The organism is Serratia sp. CY47444 (assembly GCF_052168635.1).
Taxonomy (GTDB): Bacteria; Pseudomonadota; Gammaproteobacteria; order Enterobacterales; family Enterobacteriaceae; genus Serratia; species Serratia bockelmannii.
In genome coordinates, this window is sequence record NZ_JBJNMH010000024.1 from 12,420 (window position 1) to 34,794 (window position 22,375).

The following is a 22,375-nucleotide window of genomic DNA, read 5'->3' on the forward strand; positions in this document are numbered from 1 at the left end:
ATTCGCTCGCCGTGTATTTAATAGCCTTCCGGTTTAGTGAAACCGCCGCTAATGCCCTCGCAAAATTCCGCAAAATTAATCGTGACGTCATCATGAAAATGGGCGGAAATAATTTGTATGCCGCACGGCAGTTCGCCTGCGGCTGTCGCGAGGGGGTAGATGGTGGCGGGTAAACCAAATACCGTCGCCAACATGTTCCAGAACATATGTTCGTTATAATCCTGCGGCATGCCGTTGACAGTGAGCTTGCGTTTGCGCACCGACTGCTGCATGTGGGGGAACGCCAGCACCGGGCTGACGGGCGTAAGCAGCAGGTCATAGCGCTGAAAGAGGGCGTTAATCAACTGGCTATACTTCCCGCGCAAGCGGTCGGTTTGTGCCTGCTCGTCGACGTTGTTCAGCATGCCTTGGTAATAACTCGCCATCCCCTCGGGAATATCCGCCAGATTGCCAACCAGTCGGAACCCCAGCGCCGCCAGCCCGGCGGTCAGGCGCTGCCGACCATTGAGCGCCGTGCCCACCAGCCGACCACTGAGTTTAATCGCCATATCCAATAGCGCCTCAGGATCGATATCGCTGGGCATGGCGTCATCTACCTCAACCCCAGGCTGCGCTTTTAGCTTGTCGACAAAATCTTGAAAGCGCTGCATGACCAGACTGTCGACGTCATGGTGTGGCGCACCAAACCAGGTGCAGATACGGTAGCCATCACGCGGCTGATAGCGGCTAAAATCGGGAATGCGCGGTTGCTCGAGCCAGAAAACGCTCAACGCCCGCATCATCAGACGCAGATCCGCGGCACTGCGCGCCATCGGCCCCGCCGTTGACAGATCCGGCTCACTGGTGGCCTGCGGCCCCCCACCGGGAATATGCCCCCGCACCGACATCAGCCCCAGACTACCGCGATGGGCGTATACGCCGGTGTAGTGCGCAGGAATGCGCATTGATCCAAAGAGATCGCTACCAAACTCCACCGGAGTGAAGTCCGCCGCCAGCGCCACGGCGGCCCCGCCGGAGGAGCCACCGGGAGACAGCCGTCGGTCCCAGGGATTATTGGTGGTGCCGTACAGTTCGTTATAGGTCTGCCAGTCAGCGGTCATCTTCGGCACGTTGGTTTTACCCATCAGAATCGCCCCAGCGGCGCGCAAGCGCGCAATGGCGGGCGCGTCCTGGCTGGCTCGGTTATCTTTCAGATGTTCCGCCCCGGACGTGGTTAACCAGCCCTGCACATCAAAGGATTCTTTAATCGTGCAGGGAAGCCCATGCAGTAGCCCCATTCGCCGCCCCTCCTGTCGGGCGCGATCGGCCTGCGCTGCGGCCTGTAACGCCAACGCCTGATGCTGCTGCACCACGGCATTCAACTGCCCATTAAACTGCGCCATCCGCGCAAAATAGTGATTAACCAGCTCAACGGAGGTGGTTTCTCCAGAGTCCAGTTGCGCCAGCAGCGTTGATGCCGTGCGATAAGTCGACTCAGTCATCTGCCTTCTCCCCCGGCTGTACGCGCTTACGCCGCAGGGCGCGATTCTCCCGCGCCGCACTGGCATGCCGGGTCTCCGAGCCCTCCTCCGCGATCGCCGCCGGGTCTGACCGGTCATTGAGCCGCGCATCAATATAGTGGGCAACGTCCATGATGTTTGGTAATCGGAACAGATCGACAATCGGGATCTCCTGCCCCGTCATCTGCTCTAGCGCTTGCTGAATACGCACCAGTTCGATAGAGCTGCCGCCCATGGAGAAGAAGTCATCTTCCACCGACAACTGTCTGATACCCAGTACCTCTTGCCATAGCGTTAATAACCGCTGTTGCAGTTGGGTTATCGCCTGAGTCGGTGCGACGGGCGTGATGCGACAGGCGATCAATTCAGCGTGTTGTTGCAGTTTTTTCCGATCCAGCTTGCCGTTAGCCGTGAGCGGAAAATCCGTCGCCAGCACCAGATTGGTCGGCAGCATATAGTCCGGCAACTGCTGCCGGAGAGCGCGCATCATGGCGTCCTTGTAGGCCTGCGTATCAACAGGCGCTGATGCCGCCGCATCGCTCGGTTTGTCGTAGGTGGAGAAATCCGTCAGCAGGGCGGCGGCCGTATAGGCGTCGTCTCCCACCGCACCACCAACGGTACAATGGATATAGCGATGATCCGCTGATAGCTGAAAGTGTTCGGCAACCGCCGCAAAGTTGGCCATGCCCAGTTGACATAACCCGACTCCGTGGTGTGGGGCGTCCTCTTCCAGCAGATGGCATAAGGTACCGGCTTCCATCACGGAAAATAGCCAGCCAGCCTCTTCACCATAGAGCGGCGCGATCGCCGCCATATCGGCAACCATAAACAGTGTGAACGCCGCGCGGTCGGCAATCGACTGATTAGGACCCGCATGGAAATCGTTGTTCAGCACCGCGTCAGGTGCCACCGGCATCAGGCAGCATTCACGCGGGTTGAAATAGTAAATGCCCGAGATCCCCTCTTCGATTTTATCCGGATGGAGATAAACATAGGTCTGTACCGGATATAACCCCCCGGCAGACGCATAGGCATACTTGGCAAAGGGCAGCCCAGGAATGCGCATCTGCGCCAATCCGGCCAGCAGTTGTCCCACCTGTGCCAGAGGGATTTTTTGCTGGCTAAAATTGCGATAGCTTCGCCGCCGGATATAGCGCTCCGTCTGCGCCGAGGGCGTCAACGCAATGCCTGAACCGCTGGAGGCGCGGATAGGAAGTTCTTTCAATTTGAACGCCAGGCGCTCCGCCGGATTGACAATAATGCCCTGCGCCACTGCTTGCGCCTCAGCCTCTCTGGCATGCAACGCCTGCGCCTGGTGGCGATCGTGCAGTTTGGCAAACGCCACCAGCCGTCGATGTTCGCGATCCCCCACCGCCACGACTACCGACTGTTCGACGTCCTGATGATTCTCTATACAGCGCTCAATTTCGCCCAGTTCGACGCGAAAGCCATTCACTTTCACCTGGGTATCTTTGCGACCCAGAAAGGCAATCTGCCCGTCGGCGAAATAGCGCCCCAGATCCCCGGTGCGGTACACCCGTTCACCGCTCGCCTCGCGCCAGACAAAGCCTGCCGCCGTTTTTTCTGCATCGTTCAGGTAGCCCTGCGCCAGCCCCATTCCCCCAATGCAGATTTCTCCTTCCACCCCCACCGGGCACTCTTCCAGCCGTTCATTCAGCACATACATCGGCTGATTGCGCAGCCCTCGGCCGTAGGGAATGCTCTTCCACTCCGGTGCGACCTCGCCTATCCGGTAGAACACCGACCAGATCGCGCACTCCGTCGCCCCACCCAGACTGATGATGACCATGTCCTCATTGAGCCGCGCCCGCATCTGTGCCGGCAGCGTCAGCGGGATCCAGTCGCCACTCAGCAGCGCCAGACGCAGCGTCGGGCAACGGCCGCGCCCTCCGCCGTGGTATTCACACAGCATCTGCATCAGCGCCGGAACCGCGTTCCACACGCTCACGCCGCCGATGTCCATCATCTCCTGCCAGTGGCGCGGATCTTTCTCGCCCCCCGCGTCGGGCAACACCAGCGCCGCCCCGACCATAAACGGCGCGAAGGCGTCGTACACCGACAGATCGAAGCTCAGTGACGACAGCCCGAACAGCCGATCCTGCGCGCTGAGGCCAAAGCGGGCGTTGATATCCTCCAGTGTGTTCATGGCGGCGCAGTGGTCGATCATCACCCCTTTCGGGGTGCCGGTAGAGCCCGAGGTGAAAATGATATAGGCGAGATCCGTTGCCGTGCCCTCCTGCACCGCCAGCGGCGCGGCGCACGCGTCCAGCATCTGCGGCGTGACCACCACCGTGGGCAGCGCGTTTTCTGTGGCGGGCAGAGGCGACTGCGTGACGCACGCCCGCACCGCGCCCTCGGCCAGCAGCAGCGCCTGACGCTGAACCGGCAGTGCCGGATCGACAGGCAGATAGACGCCGCCCAGCCGCAGGATGCCGTGTACGGCGGCAATCTGCTCCCAGCCTTTGTTCATCATCACCGCCACGCGTTCACCGCGCCGCACGCCCAGCGCGTGCAGTGAACGGGCGACCTCATCCGCCGCCGCCGACAGTTGGTAGTAGGTGAGGTGGCGAGCCGAGGTTATCAGCGCGGTTGCCTGCGGCGTCAGTGCCGCCTGACGCAACAGCCCGTGGTGCAGTAATGCCGTCGGCGCGGGCGCACGCTCCACTGGCGCACTGACGGCGGGAAGATCGAGAATATCCTGCGCCACGTCCCAACGCTGCGGCCGCTGAGCCAGCCCTTGCAGCAGGTGGCAATAGCACTGGAACATCTGATCTATCAGCGCGGGGTCGAACAGTGCCTCTACGACGTCCCAGTTAAAATGCAACTCTCCGTGGCGCTCCATCACCTGATGGTCGAGCCAGACTTGCGGCGTCTGAGAGACGCTGTATTGATCATCCTGTGGCTGACTGAACAGCGTATCGTCCTCTTCCCAGCGGGCATCTTCCTGATTGAGCAGGCTAGTAAAGACGATCGGAATCACCGATTTCGCCGGATCGCGATGCGTCTGCACCAATAAACGAGAAACCTGAATCCCCCCAAACAGCCGGTTATCCAGATCGCGCCACAGCCGGGTGTGAATAGTCTTGGCTCTTTCCCGCAACGTCTCGCCCTCCGAGAGATCGACTTCCAGCAGCGTTAGCGCCGTAAAGTCGCCAATCAGACGATTGATGTCGTCATGCAGCGGTAAACGATTGAACAGCGTCAAATTAAGAGTGAAATGTCCAGAGGCGCTAAAACGCGCTAGCACCTGAGCAAAACAACTGAGTAGTAACGTGGTCGGCGTGATCCCCATTTGGCTCGCCTGCGTTTTCAATCGCAGCCAGGATGCCCGCGGCAGACAATGGGTACGGCGAACAAAGGCGGGATTCTCCAGCGTCGACGGATCGGCGCGCAGCGGCAGACGCGGCCCCGACGGCATGCTGGCCACACGCTCGCGCCAGTAGTCGCGGGCACGTTCAAATTGCGGCGTTTTCTCATAGGATTTCAGGGTTTGCACATAATCACGGAAGCTGTATGCCAACGCGGGTAGCGGCTGGTGTGGATGGTGATAGAGATACGCCAGCTCGCGCATAAACAGCTCCAGACTCCACGCATCGGCCACCAGCAGATCGATCGACACATGCAGACGGGTTTTGTGCTGCGTATCTACCACGCCTTCAATCTGAAACAGCGGCCAGCGGCTGCAATCGATCATCTGATGCGACAGCGTTTCACGCAGGCCGCGACACACCTGCTGGAATTCGCTCTGGTTCTGCGTCGTGTGAAAGGCAACGCAGTACGCCGGTACGTCAGGCAGTATTTGCTGTAAGCCGTCCTCAGTGACGATGGCTCTAAGCATGCCGTGCCGTGCAATCACCGCGTTCAGCGCACGGTTGAATCGCATCTCATCCAATCCATGCAGTTCGTATTCCACATAGATATGGGTTGAGATATTACCCAGCCCCATAGACTTGCGCCGACCCACCCAGTAAGCCTGCTGCACGTCCGTCAAGGAAAAAGGAAGATGCTGCTGTTCGGGGGCAAACACCGCCTCGGGCAAGGCTGGCTCATCACCACGCGTTTGCCACTGCTCGACCAGATAGCGGCTCAATCCATCAATGGTGGGATCGGCAAAAAAAGCACTGAGCGGACAGGTCACCTGATAGCGCTGCTGAATGTCATATAAAATGGTCGAGGCTAATAGCGAGTGCCCACCCAGCTCAAAGAAACTGGTATGGATATCGTCAATCGGGCAGCCAAGGGTACGCGCCCAGATCTGCGTCAGCGTGGTATTGACCTCTTCCAGCGTGGCGCTGGGCGATACGCTCGGAGCCAAAACCGCATTGGCAACCGACTGGCCGACCTCCACCCAAAAACGTTGGTGTGCAAAGCAGGTTCCGGGGAAGGCGATGCGTCGGCTGTCTACCGCCTGTTCAGCGGCATCAACCAGACGCCAGTCTACGCGGGCACCGGCCAACCATAGCTGTCCCAGCACCTGGAGCGCCGCGCGGTTGCCCTCGCCCTGCATGTCGCCCAGCGTCAGAAGCGGCGCACCAGACGGATAGGGCTGCGCAGCAAACCCGGCGTCAAGCGGCTCTCCCGCATTCAATTGTCGCCACGCCTGCGTCAGCGAACAGCGCCCGGCGAGCACCGCCGCCGCATAGCTTCCATCGCCTTCACTGCACAGCGCCCGCCGCGTGGTCTGCCACGCATCGGCCAGCGAAACCAGGACATATTGGCTGATGAAGGTACGCTGAGCGGGATTGAGATCGCACAGAACAGCGAGATCCAGCGGGCGATTGTCCATCAGTTGCCCGACCGCCTCAGATAATTCAGGTGCACATACCAACCACGAGAACAGCGTAGCGCCATCAATACAGAAGCGGTGCGCCAGCATCCAGTCGATCTCCGTGTGCGATGCCGCCGTGCTCGCAGGCGTGCTCACCAGCTGTTGCGCGAGCTGCGCTCTGTCCTCTGCGATGACCCGTTTGCGCAGCGGGAATGACATCCGTCCGTGACGCAGAGTGTAGGCGATGTCCTGCAAACGGCTCTCAGGACGCGCCGCCAGTTCAGCCAACAGGGCGTTCTGCATCTGACTCAGGCCGTCGGCCGTTTTTGCCGAGAGCACGAATAAGCAGGGGCCGCTGGCCTTCGGCACATTTTGCGCGTTCTGCGGCAGCGCCTCCTGCACGATGAGATGCGCATTGGTTCCCCCGAGCCCAAACGCGCTCACGCCTGCCGTACGCGTTGTCCCGTTGTCCGGCCAGGGCTCGAGACGCGACTTCACGTCAAACGGGCTATTTTCCAGCCCCAATTGTGGATTGGCGCGTTGGAAATTCAGCGTGGGGTAGAACACCTTATTCTTCAAGCTCAGTACGGTTTTGATTAGCCCTGTCACCCCCGACGCCATCTCCACATGCCCGATGTTCGGTTTCACCGCACCCAGCGTCCAGCGATGCACACTGTCCGCTGCTGGCGCGAAGGCGCGCTTAATGGCTGCAAACTCAATGGCATCCCCGAGTGGCGTTCCGCTGCCGTGCAGTTCGAGATAGTGGATCGCGTCTGGCGTTACTCCCGCCAGACTCTGCGCTTCAATCATCACCTCCACCTGACCATCAACGCCCGGCACGGTATAGCCGTTGCGCGCAGCGCCGTCGTTATTGATGGCGCTGCCCTTGATCACGGCATGGATCGTATCGCCTTGCGCCTGCGCATCGGCTGCGCGTTTTAGCAGCACCATGCCCAGACCGCTGCTGTACACCGTGCCGGTGGCGCTGGCATCAAAGGTATGGATCAGGCCATCCTCCGATTGCAGCCCATCACCGCGCGAGTCATAACCACTTTGATCGTCCATGCGAAAGGTCACGCCCCCCGCCAGCGCCATATCACATTGCCCACTCAGCAAACTTTCACACGCCAGATGCACCGCAACCAGCGAAGTGGCACAACTGGCCTGTACCGTAACGCACGGCCCCATGGTATTCAGGCGATAGGCCAGTTGGGACGTCAGATGATCTTTATCGTTGCCCACCATGATCTGTAGCCCGCCAAGCTGCGACAACTTGTCAGGATTGCTCATCAGGTGAGTCAATAAATAGAAGCTGGTGCTGACGCCCGCATAGAGACCGATACGTTCATCATGCAACTGCGGGTTGTAGCCGCTTTGCTCAAACATCTCCCATGCGCATTCCAGAAAGACACGCTGTTGCGGATCCATGATTTCCGCTTCCGCACGGCTGTAGCCAAAAAATGCGGCGTCAAAGTCCGCCATGCGCTCATAAACATTGTTGAGCGCAATCTGGTTGTACCCTTCGCGCGGGGTCACTACCGGCGCCAGGATGTTACGCCCGGTGCGCAGCACCGTTTCGAACGCCTCGATACTGTGCACGCCGGGATAGCGGCAGTTCATACCAATGATCGCAATATCACTCTCGCTGTAAGCCATCAGTTTTTCCTTAACGTTGACGTTGGTGACGGCGCTGGAGCCGCTGCTGCGCGCGCGATTGGGATGCATCACGGCGCTGCGCATGGCTCGCATCCGGCACGTCGTCCAATCTCGTCTGTAAGTAATCGGCAATTTTTTTCACCGTTGTTAAGCGAAACAGCTCAGCAATAGGCACCGTTACCTTGAATGTCTCTTCGATCCGGCGGTGCATCAGCACGATTTGGATCGATCCGCCGCCTGCTTCAAAAAAGTTGTCGTTGAGTCCGACCTGCTGGCGCTGCAACACCTCGCACCAGATCGCCGCCACCTGCTGTTCACACGGCGATGTGCACGCCATCGCCACCTCTTGTGTGGGTATCGCCATATGCTTGATGACTTCCTGAATCAGAGCCGCCTGGTCGACCTTGCCGTTGCGGGTGACCGGTAGCGCGTTGAGAAGATAGAGACCTTGAGGAACCATGTAGTACGGCAACTGGTTGGTTAACTGCCCCAGCACCGCAGCGAGCATGGCGTTGTCAGCGACACCGCTACGGGGAGACGCCGTGGTGACAAAGGCGTAGATGTGCCCCTGATAGAAAACCACCGCCGCGCTGTTGACCACGGCCAGCCGCTCAAGATGGCTCTTGATTTCGCCCAGTTCGACGCGAAAGCCATTCACTTTCACCTGAGTATCTTTGCGACCCAGAAAGGCAATCTGCCCGTCGGCGAAATAGCGCCCCAGATCCCCGGTGCGGTACACCCGTTCACCGCTCGCCTCGCGCCAGACAAAGCCTGCCGCCGTTTTTTCTGCATCGTTCAGGTAGCCCTGCGCCAGCCCCATTCCCCCAATGCAGATTTCTCCTTCCACCCCCACCGGGCACTCTTCCAGCCGTTCATTCAGCACATACATCGGCTGGTTGCGCAGCCCACGGCCGTAGGGAATGCTCTTCCACTCCGGCGCGACCTCGCCTATCCGGTAGAACACCGACCAGATCGCGCACTCCGTCGCCCCACCCAGACTGATGATGACCATGTCCTCATTGAGCCGCGCCCGCATCTGTGCCGGCAGCGTCAGCGGGATCCAGTCGCCACTCAGCAGCGCCAGACGCAGCGTCGGGCAACGGCCGCGCCCTCCGCCGTGGTATTCACACAGCATCTGCATCAGCGCCGGAACCGCGTTCCACACGCTAACGTCGCCGATGTCCATCATCTCCTGCCAGTGACGCGGATCTTTCTCGCCTCCCGCGTCGGGCAGCACCAGCGCCGCCCCGACCATAAACGGCGCGAAGGCGTCGTACACCGACAGATCGAAGCTCAGTGACGACAGCCCGAACAGCCGATCCTGCGCGCTGAGGCCAAAGCGGGCGTTGATATCCTCCAGTGTGTTCATGGCGGCGCAGTGGTCGATCATCACCCCTTTCGGGGTGCCGGTAGAGCCCGAGGTGAAAATGATATAGGCGAGATCCGTTGCCGTGCCCTCCTGCACCGCCAGCGGCGCGGCGCACGCGTCCAGCATCTGCGGCGTGACCACCACCGTGGGCAGCGCGTTTTCTGTGGCGGGCAGAGGCGACTGCGTGACGCGCGCCCGCACCGCGCCCTCGGCCAGCAGCAGCGCCTGACGCTGAACCGGCAGTGCCGGATCGACAGGCAGATAGACGCCGCCCAGCCGCAGGATGCCGTGCACGGCGGCAATCTGCTCCCAGCCTTTGTTCATCATCACCGCCACGCGTTCACCGCGCCGCACACCCAGCGCGTGCAGTGAACGGGCGACCTCATCCGCCGCCGCCGACAGTTGGCCGTAGGTGAGGTGGCGAGCCGAGGTTATCAGCGCGGTTGCCTGCGGCGTCAGTGCCGCCTGACGCAACAGCCCGTGGTGCAGTAATGCCGTCGGCGCGGGCGCACGCTCCACTGGTGCACTGACGGGAGGTAATGCCAGCAAACTGACGGGTGCCGTCCAGCGCTGCGGCGCATCAACAAGCGCCTCCAGCGCGGTGCAATAGGTCGCAAACATCTGATCGATCACCATCGGGTCGAACAGTGCTTCTACAACGTCCCAGTTAAAGTGCAATTCACCTTGCCGCTCCATCACCTGATGATCGAGCCAGACCTGCGGCGTCTGGGTAATATTGGCCTCTGACCGCAGGGTAAAACCTTCGCGGACGTCGGCGTCAGGTGCCTCATCCGCCCTATCCAGCACGCTGGTAAACACCACCGGCATCGGTGCCTGGAAGCGACCGCTGCGTATCAGTACCTCGTTCGCCCGGATGCCGCTGTAACGGCGATGATCAAGATCGTCCCAAAGCTGCGCCTGAATATCCTGCGCGTTGTGTGCGTAGGCTCGCTGGCTGTCATAGCGGATATTCAGCAGGCTGACGGCGGTAAAGTCGCCGATCACCGCCTCGGCATTCGGATAGCCAGCAGGTCGATTGAACAGCGTCAGATTTAGGGTAAAGGCCGGGCTGAGACTCCAGCGCGCCAGCACCTGACTAAAGACGGTTAACAGCAGCGCCGTTTTGGTCAGCCGCGACGCCTGAGCCAATGCCGTCAGAGCACGCCAGGCTGGAGCCGACAGGGAGTGACGACGGCGAACGAATTTGATGGTGGGCAGCAGCAGCAAATCGCCGCGTACAGGCAGTGCTGGTGGGCCGTAAAGCCGCGTCAAGGCTTGCGTCCAGTAAGCCTTGTCACGCAAATAGGCATCCCCCGCCTGCTCGGTCAGCAGCGCTTGCACATAGTCACGGAATGAGAAAGGCGGTGTCGGCAGCGGTGCGGTGGGATGAAGATACAGCGTCATCAACTCTTGCTGTAACGTGCGCATACTGACCGCGTCAGCGATCAGCAGGTCGAGGCTGAAATGCAGTCTGCCCTGTTGCGCGGTGCATTGCGAGTAGCTGAAATCAAACAGCGGCCAGCGCTGCGCAACGTGCACTTTATGCGACAGGCTGGCGCGGATCTCATCCAGCGCCACACTGCGCGCTGACGGCGTCAGAGGGCGCAGATCGCGGTAATCAGGCCGATAGACCGGCACCTGCGGCAGGATGCGCTGATTGCCATCGGGCAATACCACCGCACGCAGCATCTCATGGCGCTGAATTAATGCCGTTAACGCTTGGGTAAAACGCGCCAGATCAAACTGGGTGACATCAAACTCATGGTAGACGTGTGTGGCAACGGGCGTGGCGCCTACCTGTCGGCCAAGCCAGTAAGCACGCTGAACATCCGTCAGCGGGAACGGCTGACTGCGGTGCTCGGGATCGTCGTGAATAACCATCCTTTCTTGGCGCGCTGGCACGCCTTGCAACTGCTGCTGTGCGATACGTATGCTCAACGCCCGAACGTTGGAGTGGTGGAAGATATCCTTCAGCGTCAGCGCACAGTGAAACACGCGATTGATCTCCGCCAGTAACGCCACCGCCAACAGAGAGTGACCGCCCAGACTAAAGAAATTACGTTCAGGATCCTGGCTCTTGATGGGGAGAAAGCGCATCCACAGCGTCAACAGCGCCTGTTCGCGTTCACTGAGATCCTGTTTCTCTTGCGGCTCATGCGGCGTATCGGCAACAAACGTGGCCGCCAACCGCTGACGATCGATTTTTCCGTTCGCCGTAAGGGGAAAGGCCTCAACCTGCCGCCACAGTGTCGGTATCATGTAATCTGGCAACTGCCGCTGTAAATCGCGCTTCAACGCGTCGAACTGCACGCCATCCGCCGTGGTCAGGACAGAGGCCGCCAACACCTTTTGCAGCGGCTCGCTCTCAATACAGGCCACCACCGCGCTGGTAATCTGAGGATGCTGCGCCAGCACCCGCTCAATCTCACCTAACTCGATGCGATAACCGCGCAGTTTGATCTGGGTATCTTTACGCCCAATGAAGCGTATTTGCCCCCGCAGATCGCGACTGACCAGATCGCCGGTACGGAACATTTTCCCGCCCGCAGCATGCCCCGGTTCAGGCAAGAAACGCTGAGCGCTCAGTTCAGGCTGCCCGTCATAGCCCTGAGCGACCCCCTCTCCGGCGATGTAAAGCTCGCCGTTAACCCCCAGCGGCACCTCATTTCCCTCGTCATCAAGAATATAAATCCGCGTATTGGCGAGGGGGGTGCCGAGGGTGATGTAATTGGCGTCCATCACCCGCGATTTCAATGACCAGATGGTCGTTTCCGTCGGGCCGTACAGGTTCCATAGCGCAGCGCAACCGGTTAATAACCCCTGTGCTACCCGCGTAGGCAGCGCTTCGCCGCCTGCCAGCACGCACAGTTGCGGGTCGCCGCGCCACCCGGTGGTGAGTAGCGCCTGCCAGAACGACGGCGTAGCCTGCATCAGGGTCGGACGGTAGTCGGCAATCAGCGCAGCCATGCGAAAGCTATCCGCCGCCAGATCCGCATCGGCCAGATACAGGCTCGCGCCAGACACCAGCGGCAACAGATACTCCAGAAACGAGATATCAAACGCGGGCGTGGTCACCGACAACAGCCGATCGTTCGCGCTAACCGCAAAGGTACGCTGCATATCCAACAACAGGTTCAGCAATCCACGGTGGGTAACGCTCACGCCCTTCGGTTCGCCGGTACTGCCGGAGGTAAACAGGATATAGGCCAGTGCGTCACGCGGCACCGGGCAACGGACGGGGATCGGGTTTGGTTGGGTTGGCGTCAACAGCAGCAACGGCGCTATCTCGCTATATTCATTCGCCTGCTGCACCACCAGGCAGGCGAGGCGCGCGCGCTGCATAAGACGACGCAAACGCGCCGGGGGCTGATTGATGTCAAACGGCACATACAGTGCGCCCACGTACCACACCGCCAGCATCGTGGCGATCAAATCACTGTGACGCGGCAGAAACACACCGATGCGATCGCCCGGTTGCACGCCCTGAGCGGCAAGATGAGCCGCGATGCTCTGCACTCGCGCCCACAGCTCGGCCCAGGTCACGCTGTCGCTGCCGCGCTGTATCGCAACCTGCGCCGAACGCTGCGCACAGTGCTGTTCAATACGCATCAGCAGATCGTGCGGCGCGGGCCACTCGACGTCGGTGGCATTCAGCGTCAGGCACGCCGGGTGAACGGCATTCGGCACGCGCAAAGAAATAGCGCTGAACGGCTGATAGAGACTGGCGGTCACCCCTCGGCAGTGCTGACGAAACGCCTCGCCAACCTGTTGGATGAAATCGGCATCATACAGCCCCAGGTTATACTCAAAGGTCACGTCGAACGTGGCGTCGTTTTGAAACACTTCTACCGTCATATCGTACTTGACGGACTGGTTGTGATACTCCACCTGCTGCCACTGCGCGTCAGCAAAAGGAAACGCGCGCTGGGTGACTTGGTTATGGTAGATATACAAAATTTGAAACAGCGGGGAATGAGACGGATTGCGCGGAATGTTCAGCCAATTCAATAGCGTTTCAAATGGAACCTGTTGATGCCCTAACGTCTCTTTGACGCTGGCCTTCACTCGCTGTAGCGCATCCAGCCCAGTGACCGCAGCGCTAAAATCAGTACAGATAACGGCCGTGCTGGCATAGTAACCGATACTGTTGATCAACTCGGGACGAATGCGCCCCGAGACCGGCGTGCCGATGAGCAGCCGCGGCTGCTCGGTGTAACGCATCAGCACCAGTTTAAAGACGGTCAGCAGCAGCACGAATGGCGTAGTTTCCTGCGCGCTAGCGACGCGTTTGATGGCGTGGCTCAGTTCAGCATCCAGCGTGATACAGCAGCGGCTGCCCTGCCGGGAAGGCTCCACGGGGCGAGGCCGCATTGCCGGGAAGGTTGACAGAATGGGCGCATCCTGCAAACGCTCGCGCCAGTGTGCCAGATCGGCGGCCAGCAGCGTTTCCTGAAACCACTCGCGCTGCCAACAGGCATAGTCTGCGTACTGTAGCGCCGGAGGCGACAGCGGCGTGGTATCCCCCTCTTTCAGCCGTGCATACTGCTGTTGCAACTCGTCAAACAGCAGCCGCAGCGAGATCCCATCAATAATCAGATGGTGTGCACAGAACACCAGATGGCTCTCCTGACCCGGCTGGACGATCTGTTTCACGACCAACAGCGGCCCCTGGACAAGATCGAACGGCGTGTTTATCACCGCCTGAATCGCCGCATCACGCTGCGCAGCCGACGCCTGCGCAGGCAGTGTGAGCGTCTCCAGCGTCAGCGCGGATGCATCGTCGATAATCTGACAGGGGCCGTCGTCCTGCACAACAAAGCGCGTGCGTAAAATCGCGTGACGCGTCTGCACGCGGCTAAACGCCTGATTCATTATGTGGCGATCAATGACACCCTGGATCCGATACACCAGATACAGATTGTAATTGGTGGCCGCGCTATCATATTGCTGCAAAAACCATAGCTGCTCCTGATTAAACGACAGCGGGATCCTCTGCCCGTTATCCGCCTTGACGATCGGAATGCGAACTGGGGAAACCCCCGCCTGTGCCAGTTGCCGTAGCAACTGTTGCTTTTTATCCGCTGAAAGCGTCCGCGCCAGTGCGGCATGCTGCATCGTCATTACTGTCTTCCCTTATCACTACTGTGAAGAAAACGGCCATTGCCGCACCTGCGGATCGGTTCACTCTTTGATCATCTCGTTGACCAGCGTCGCCAGCGTAGACTCTCCACTCGCCTCTCGCTCCTGATCGATCAGGCGCGCCAGTGCACGCACGCTGGTGTCTTCCATCAAGTCGATAAACGAGAGTGTGACGGCGAATGTTTCCTGTACCTGAGCCAACAGCATGCCCAGCATCAGCGAGTGCCCACCGGCCTCGAAGAAATTGTCATCAATCCCTAAACCATCAATGCCGAGCAAGGTTTCACAAAGCGCCAATAGCTCGCGTTGCGTCTCGGTTTCCGCACCGGCATAGGGCACCGTAAATGCGGGGCGTGGCTGCCTGCTGGCGCGCGTCTCTGGGTGAGCAATAATGCCCGGCTCGTCCACGGGCTGTGGCACCAGCCCCTGTTCTTCAGGGCTGGGGATCCAGTAGCGGGTTTTATCGAACTGATAGGTTGGAAGCGAGACGCGGCGCGGCTGATCACCGGCAAAGGCGGACCAGTCGATGTCATGTCCTCTCGTCCACAGCGCAGCCACGGTCTCCAGAATATGTTTATTCTCATCGCTGCCACTGACGCCGACCGGCAGAGAACTCCATGCGAGGCGTTCTCCCAAGGCGTGACCATTCGCCAACCGCGTCAGCGTCGCGCCAGGGCCGACTTCAAGGAAGTCGCAGTCGATGGTCTCCTGCGCCACTCGCAGCGCTGCGGAAAATTGCACCGGCATCAGCATCTGCTGGATCCAATAGTTGGCGGTCGTCAACGTCTCGGCGTTAACCCGGGCACCAGTTGCGGTAGAAATAATGTCTAAAGACGGCGGATTGAGGCGCACGTTATCGAACGCCGAGCGGAAGGCCTGCGCCGCGTCCTGCATCATGCTGGAGTGGAACGCGTGCGAGGTATGCAGCAATTTGTTGATGACATTCTGCTGCGTCAGGCGCTGGCTGATGGCGTGGATCGCCGCGTCAGGGCCGGAGAGCACCGAATAGCCGGGGGAGTTGACGGCGGCAAGCGCCACCGGTCGCTGAGCCAGCGCACGGGCTTCGGCCTCTGGCAGCGCCACCATCAGCATGGCACCCGTAGGCGCACGGTGCATCAGCTCCGCCCGCCGCGCCACCAGCCGCAGCGCATCGTCGAGGGAGAACACCCCGGCCAGCGTTGCCGCCACCCATTCGCCAAGCGAATGCCCGATCATCACCGCAGGGCGAATGCCCCAACTGAGCCACAGTTGCGCCAGCGCATACTCGACGCTGAACAACAGTGGCTGCGTTAACCGGGTTTGCGCCAGACGCTCAGCCTGCGCCGGTGACACCTCGGCGGCGAACAGCTCATGGCGGATATCCAGCCCGCATTCCCGCGCCAGAATATCGGCACAGCGATCCAATGCGGCGGCGTAGACCGGCCACTCGCCATAAAGCTGATGCCCCATGCGCTGATACTGGCTTCCCTGCCCAGAGAACAGCAGCCCCAGCCCAGGCTGTGTTCTGGCAATACCCTGGGCAAACGGCGTGGCCGCCGCTTGTGCCAGCAGCGCCCCGGTGGCACGCAGGTCATCGCTCACGACAGCCACTCGATGGGTAAAGGCTTTTCTCCCCTGCGCCAAAGTCCAGGCCACATCCCGTTTATCCGCCAGCGGTGCATGCTGTAGGTAAGTGGCAAAACGCGCCAACCCGTTAGATAACGCACTGTCTGTGCGAGCGGAAAACGACAGAATGCAATATGTCGGTGCGTCGGCACGCGTCTTCCCGATCGGCTCAGGCGCTTGCTCAACCACAACATGCGCATTGGTACCGCCCATACCGAGCGAGGTGACCCCCGCCCTGCGAATTCCACTCTCCGGCCGCCATTCCTGACACTGGGTATTGATGTAAAACGGACTGTGCACCAGATCGATCTGCGCATTAGGTCGTTCAAAATGGAGCGTGGCCGGAATTTTTCCGTGATGAACCGCCAGCGCGGTCTTAATCAATCCGGTAACGCCCGCGGCGGTATCCAGATGGCCAATGTTGGTTTTTACCGAGCCGAGCGCACAGTACTGTTTCTCCGGGCCGTCGCCGAAGGCACGGCTCAATGCAGCAAATTCAACGGGATCGCCCAGCCGGGTGCCGGTGCCATGGGCTTCCACATAGGTGATGTCTCTCGGTTCCACCCCTGCCAGCCGCTGTGCCTGCGCGATAGCGCGCGCCTGCGCATCGACGCTCGGCGCGGTATAACTTATCTTTTCCGCGCCGTCATTATTGACGGCAAAACCTTTAATGACGGCATAGATGTTGTCGCCATCGCGCAGCGCTTCATCCACGCGCTTTAACACCACCAGACCCGCGCCAGTGCCGGGAACAAAACCGCTGCTGTTATCGGAAAACGCCCGGCAATGCCCATCGGAGGCGGTGATGCCCCCTTCCTGCGCCAGATAGCCCGTTTTCGCCGGTGGCCCTAGCGTCACACCGCCAGCGATCGCCATATCGCATTGCCAGGTCAGCAGACTTTGGCAAGCAACGCAGACCGCCACCAGTGAGGTCGACGAGGAGGTTTGTACGGTGATCGCCGGGCCGCGCAGGTTGAGGTGATAGGCTATAGTGGTGGTAATGCTGTCTTTGTCGTTGCCAATCGCCGCCTGCAAACTGCCGGAAGAGAACACCCGCTTAAAGTGCGGCATCAAATTCAACATCAGGTATGAATCCATGCTTTTACCGGCAAAGATACCCACATCTCCCGGATAGTCCGCAGCCACATACCCTGCATCTTCAAACGCCGCCCACGCGGTTTCCAGCAGTACACGGTGCTGAGGATCCGTCAGTTCCGCCTCTCTGGGCGCGATACCGAAAAAGGCGGCATCAAACTTGTCAATATCAGCGACTTCCCCCTTGGCCTTCACATAATCAGGATGCTGAATAAATTCGGGGCTGATCCCCATCGCCAGCAGCTCCTCATCACTGTAGAAGGAGATGCATTCTCGGCTCGCCATCAAGTTTTCCCAAAACGCCTGCACCGTATCGGCCTGAGGAAAACGCCCGGCCATCCCAATGATGGCCACACCAAAATCATTCTCTGCCATGTTGCTCTCCCCTGTTTTCAGGTTTGTCACGCATTCAGTGAGCTGAATTATTTACTGACGCGGGTTTTTGTTCCCCAGCGTTCAGAATGAAAGGCCGAACGCTGCTTTTCCGCCCGTTGCTGTTCCTGGGTACCCGTGGTGCCCTGCATTGACGCGGGTGTCTGCAGATAGTCCGCCAAGCGTTTAATGGTGGTGAAGCGCAGCAGATCGACTAACGAAACCCGCTGGTCGCATAGCTGTCCGATCATTTGCTGCATTTGCACCAGAAGCAGCGAATGCCCGCCAAGGTCGAAGAAATTGGTGGTGGTACTCACCTGCTCAAGCCCAAGCAAATGACGCCAGATCGCCGCCAGATGCTGCTCCAGTTTATTGGCGGGTGGGACGTATTCACCCGGCGCATCAAGCTGGCTCAGGTCAACATCCGGTAAGCGGTGAGGATCAATTTTGCCGTTCACCCCTAACGGCAAGGCCGCGAGTGGCAGGTAGATCAACGGCAGCATATGCAGAGGTAAACGCAGACTGAGCCAAACGCGCAGGTGTTGTGCATCCAGCGATATGCCGTTGGCGCTGACATAAAACGCCACCAATATCGGTGTCGCTATCGCATTGCGCCGCACCTCGACCCATACATCAGCGATATCCGGATGCTGCTTCATCAGGCTTTCTACTTCGCCAATCTCAACCCGATGACCGCGGATCTGCACTTGTCGATCCTCTCTTCCGAGATAGAACAGCGTGCCGTCGACAGCCCACCGGGCGCGATCCCCCGTTTTCAGTACCCGCACACCGGGCTGCTCGGGTAAATTTACAAAGCGCGCGCCGTCCTGTTGTGCATCGAGGTAGCCAGGCGATATCCCCGCGCCCGAAAAGCACAGCTCCCCACTGGCTCCCGGTGGAACCAGACGGTGATGCGCATCAACAATGTACGCCTGAGTATTCTGGATAGGACGGCCGATGGGCAGCGAGCCTTGCTCCTGTGCCGCCCGACGCGTCACCACATGGTAAGTGGAACAAATGCCGCTTTCGGTGAGGCCATAACCGTTTACCACTGTCATTCGTGCCAGCAGCGGCGCGATCTGCGCATAGTCCAGCGCTTCGCCACCGCACAGGAACAGGCGCAGCGATCCCATGGCGTTAGCCAGTGATGAAAGGCTGGCTGAGAGCGACGGCGTCGTGCTGACGATGGTGACATGCTGCGCCGCCAACAAGGCGATAAAGGCCTCGGCATCCAGACTCTGCGTTTTCTCCGCCAGCACCAGCGTGCCCCCCGCCGAAAGCACGGGCAGCACCTCGCCGACAAAACTGGCAGAGGCTACAGAGGTAATGGGGAGCAGCACATCCTGCCGCGTCACTTGGTAAGAAGTGATAAATGATGCAATCAGGTTGATCAGGTTTCGCTGGGTCAGCCTGACGCCTTTGGGCAGGCCAGTGGTGCCTGAGGTGAAGATGACCACCGCATCCGCATCCTGAACATCTGCCGTCACGCACAGGAGCGATGCACTCTCTTCAGCCCGCAGAGTGCGCCAGTCAGGCACGGCCACCGAGCATAGCGCTCCCGCGTTGTGTTCTGTCTCCGGTTGAGCCACCAGCAGCAAACGCGATGCCACCTGTGCCAAAATGCGCGCGTTACGCTCTGCTGGCGCGTCGCTGTCGAGGGGGACATAGGCGGCACCGAGCGACAGCAGCGCCAGTTGTACGACAATCAGGTCGACTGAAAGCGGCAGCATGACGGGAACATAATCCCCACGCCGAACGCCCTGCTCACCTAGCCACGCCCGCAGTCGCGCAATGGCCTGTTGCAGTTCGGAGTAGGTCATTGCGGCATCGCCGTGGCGTAATGCCACATCCGCTGGGCGCTGTTGGCAATGCGGCAGGATCAATTCCAGTAGGTTATCCGCCGACGGCAGTGGCACATTCGTCGCATTCTGTCGCTCAAGCCAGGCGTATTCGCGCGGGCTGAAACCGAGCAGATCGCGTAACGGGAGCGTCGGCTGGCGGCCCGCGTCATCAAGCAGGTCGCAGAATTGTTCGACCAGAGTTTGAATTCGCTCCGGCGTATACAGCCCGGCGTCGTACTCAAAGGTGCCCGTTATCCGCCCGTCGATATGCTGCATGCTCAGCGAGATATCCACTTGCGACGCTCCGGTGTCCAAGAGCAGCGGCGTCACAGTGAGACCATTTAGTGCCGGGAGCGTCAGCGGCATATTGTCCAGTTGGAACATGCATTGATAAACCGGAAAATGCCCCGTGCTGCGGTCAACGTTCAGTGTGCGCGCGATCTCGTCAAATCCCAGACGTTGGTGCTTGAAAGCTTCAAATAGCTGCGTTCTCACCGCCTGAACCAGCGCCTGAAAGGAGATGTCCTCATCGAGGCTCAAGCGTAGCGGCAGCACGTTGACCAGCGGGGCGACGAGCCGCTCCATCTCCTGAGACAAACGGCCCGCAATCGGCATCCCCACGATATATGTCTGCTGGCGCGCATTGCGCTGCAACAACAACAGGAATACCGCCAGCAGATAGTTGTACAGCGAGACCCGCTGCGTGCGCGCCGACGCGACCACTAATTCAGTGGTAGGCGCAGGCAGTTCAAACGCGATAAACGCCCCTTGGTGGCGGGCAATATGATGCCGCGGTCGATCGCCGGGAATATCAAGAATGGGGAGTGTTCCGCTCAGCGTGTCACGCCAGTAACGCACATCGTTCTGGTATTGCTCGCTGTGCCGCCAATCCTCGTGCTGAAGGAGATACTCGGCGTACTCAAGCGGCGGATCCTCGGCCAACGACTCACCGTTATAGACAGCCTGCAACTCACGCAGCAGAACGCCTTTCGACCAGCCGTCACTGATAATATGGTGTAAATGGATCAGCAGTACGTTACGCACATCATTGATCGCCAGCAGTTCAAACCGACACAGCGGCATGCCGGGCGTCAACGGCATCGGCTGCGCAGCCCGCGAGTTAATCTGCCTTTGCAGCGCAAGCGCATCTTCGGCCTGCGGTAGCAGCGCCGTCTCCAGCAGCGTTGGCGATACCTGCGACGGGATAGCCAGCACCGGCTTTCCGTCTCGGCTATCCGCTGTCGCGCGCAGCAGCGTATGCCGGGTCATTAACTGCCTGATGGCCTCGTTGAGCCGAACGCGATCGAGCACCCCGTCAAGCAGCAACGCCGCAGGGTTGTTGTACAACGCCGCATCCGGTGCCAGTTGTTGCATAAACCACATCGACTCCTGCACCGGCGACAGCGAGTAATAGCTCACGGCTGGCGTATCGCAGAGATCAACGCAGATAGCCGAGTGCGCACGAGCGATCGCGATCAGCGTTTTACGATCGCATTTGCCATTGGCGGAGAGCGGCAGTGTAGACAGCGCCACTAGTCGATTTGGCAACATGTAGTCCGGCAGAGTGTGCGACAGGGAGGCAAGCAATGCGTCAAGGTTGAGCGGAGACGAACCGACTACAAAGGCGTAAATCAGCTGGTGGTCAAGATCTTCCTGATCGGCGACAACGGCCGCCTGTTGTACGCCAGACAAACGCATAACATGGGTTTCAATTTCGCCCAGCTCAACGCGCAATCCTCTGATTTTAATCTGAAAATCATTGCGCCCAATGTAATGAATCTGCTGGGTTTGACCATCGCGCCAAACCAGATCGCCGGTTTTATACAGGCGCTCCTGACGCCCGCCATGATATAGCGAGGAGTGGATGAAGAAGTGACGCTGAGTCAGCGCCGGATTATTCAGATAGCCCCGCGCCAGCCCGACGCCAGCGATATAGAGTTCCCCTTCTTCACCGTCCGCCACCGGGTTTAGATCATCATCCAGTACATAAAGACGGCAGCCGTCAATCTCCTGCCCGATGGGAATATCGCGATATTCCTGCCCACGTTGACAACAGTGATGACTGACATCAATCGCGGCTTCGGTCGGACCATAAAGGTTGACCAACGCGCTCTGCTCCACCGCCTGATAGAAGTTGGTGACACTGTAGGTGGTCAGCTTCTCGCCGCTGGCGAACACCCATCGCAAAGACGCGGTCAGACTCGCGTCCTGCTTGATCGACAGATACTCGATAAACAGGTTGAGCATCGAGGGAACAAAGTGCACCACTGACACCCGATGGCGCTGGATTAACCGCACCAGTGTGCGGGGATCGCTCTCTAACCCGGACGGCAACAGCACCACCGATGCGCCGTACATCGCCCACCAGAACATCTCCCATACGGACACGTCAAAGGTGTAGACCGTCTTCTGGAACAGGACATCCTGGTCGGTGATGGCGTAGGCGTTCTGCATCCATACAATGCGGTTCAGCAACGCACCATGTTCTGTCGCCACCCCTTTTGGCATACCGGTGGAGCCGGAGGTGTAAATAACGTAAGCCAGTTGCTGTGGATGCGGGCGGTACAGCAGGTCGTCTACCGGCATCTCTCGCACCGCCGAGTCATCAACCTGCACGCTAGGGATAGGCCAGCGTTGACCGTCATCAGCGCTAATCAAATGCGTGGCGGCGCTGTTGTCAAGCACCGTGTCGATCCGGCTGCGCGGCGCACTGAGTGCCAGAGGCAAGTAGGCCCCCCCCGCCTTCACGATACCAAAAATGGCGATGAGCATCTCCATGCCGCGGGGCAGGAGTATCGCCACCACGCTGTCTTCGCCGACGCCTTGCTGACGCAGATAATGCGCCAACTGATTAGAACGCTGGTTCAGCTCGCGGTAAGTCAGCGCCACATCAGCCATAAAAACGGCGGTTTTTTCTGCATATTCACCAGCAATACGATACAGATAGTCGACTATCGTCAGGTCACCTGCGAATGGCTGCCCTGTTGTCCCTTCCTGTTCCATAAACCTG

5 protein-coding genes are annotated in these 22,375 nt (G+C 59.5%); all 5 read right to left on the minus strand.

Features of this window, described 5'->3' with window-relative positions:
- Positions 1-17: 17 nt before the first annotated feature.
- From clbL to ACJ8IL_RS22690, 5 genes are read right to left on the minus strand one after another with little or no spacing between them, the layout of a single operon-like run.
- On the minus strand, positions 18-1,481 hold the full coding sequence (clbL, locus tag ACJ8IL_RS22670) for a colibactin biosynthesis amidase ClbL (protein ID WP_206358429.1): 1,464 nt from the start codon (positions 1,479-1,481) through the stop codon (positions 18-20).
- Positions 1,474-7,944, minus strand: a complete 6,471-nt coding sequence (locus ACJ8IL_RS22675) for an amino acid adenylation domain-containing protein (protein ID WP_442516860.1) — start codon at positions 7,942-7,944, stop codon at positions 1,474-1,476. The genes clbL and ACJ8IL_RS22675 overlap by 8 nt, the downstream gene beginning before the upstream one ends.
- Before the next feature lie 10 nt (positions 7,945-7,954).
- Positions 7,955-14,434 carry an amino acid adenylation domain-containing protein gene (locus tag ACJ8IL_RS22680; protein ID WP_442516855.1) on the minus strand — a complete coding sequence of 2,160 codons (6,480 nt, stop codon included), beginning with the start codon at positions 14,432-14,434 and terminating at the stop codon, positions 7,955-7,957.
- A gap of 60 nt (positions 14,435-14,494) precedes the next feature.
- Positions 14,495-17,527, minus strand: coding sequence for a colibactin polyketide synthase ClbI (clbI, locus tag ACJ8IL_RS22685; protein WP_442516856.1), 3,033 nt, complete (start codon positions 17,525-17,527; stop codon positions 14,495-14,497).
- A 47-nt stretch (positions 17,528-17,574) separates the two neighbouring features.
- Positions 17,575-22,368 carry an amino acid adenylation domain-containing protein gene (locus tag ACJ8IL_RS22690; protein ID WP_442516857.1) on the minus strand — a complete coding sequence of 1,598 codons (4,794 nt, stop codon included), beginning with the start codon at positions 22,366-22,368 and terminating at the stop codon, positions 17,575-17,577.
- Positions 22,369-22,375 lie beyond the last annotated feature (7 nt).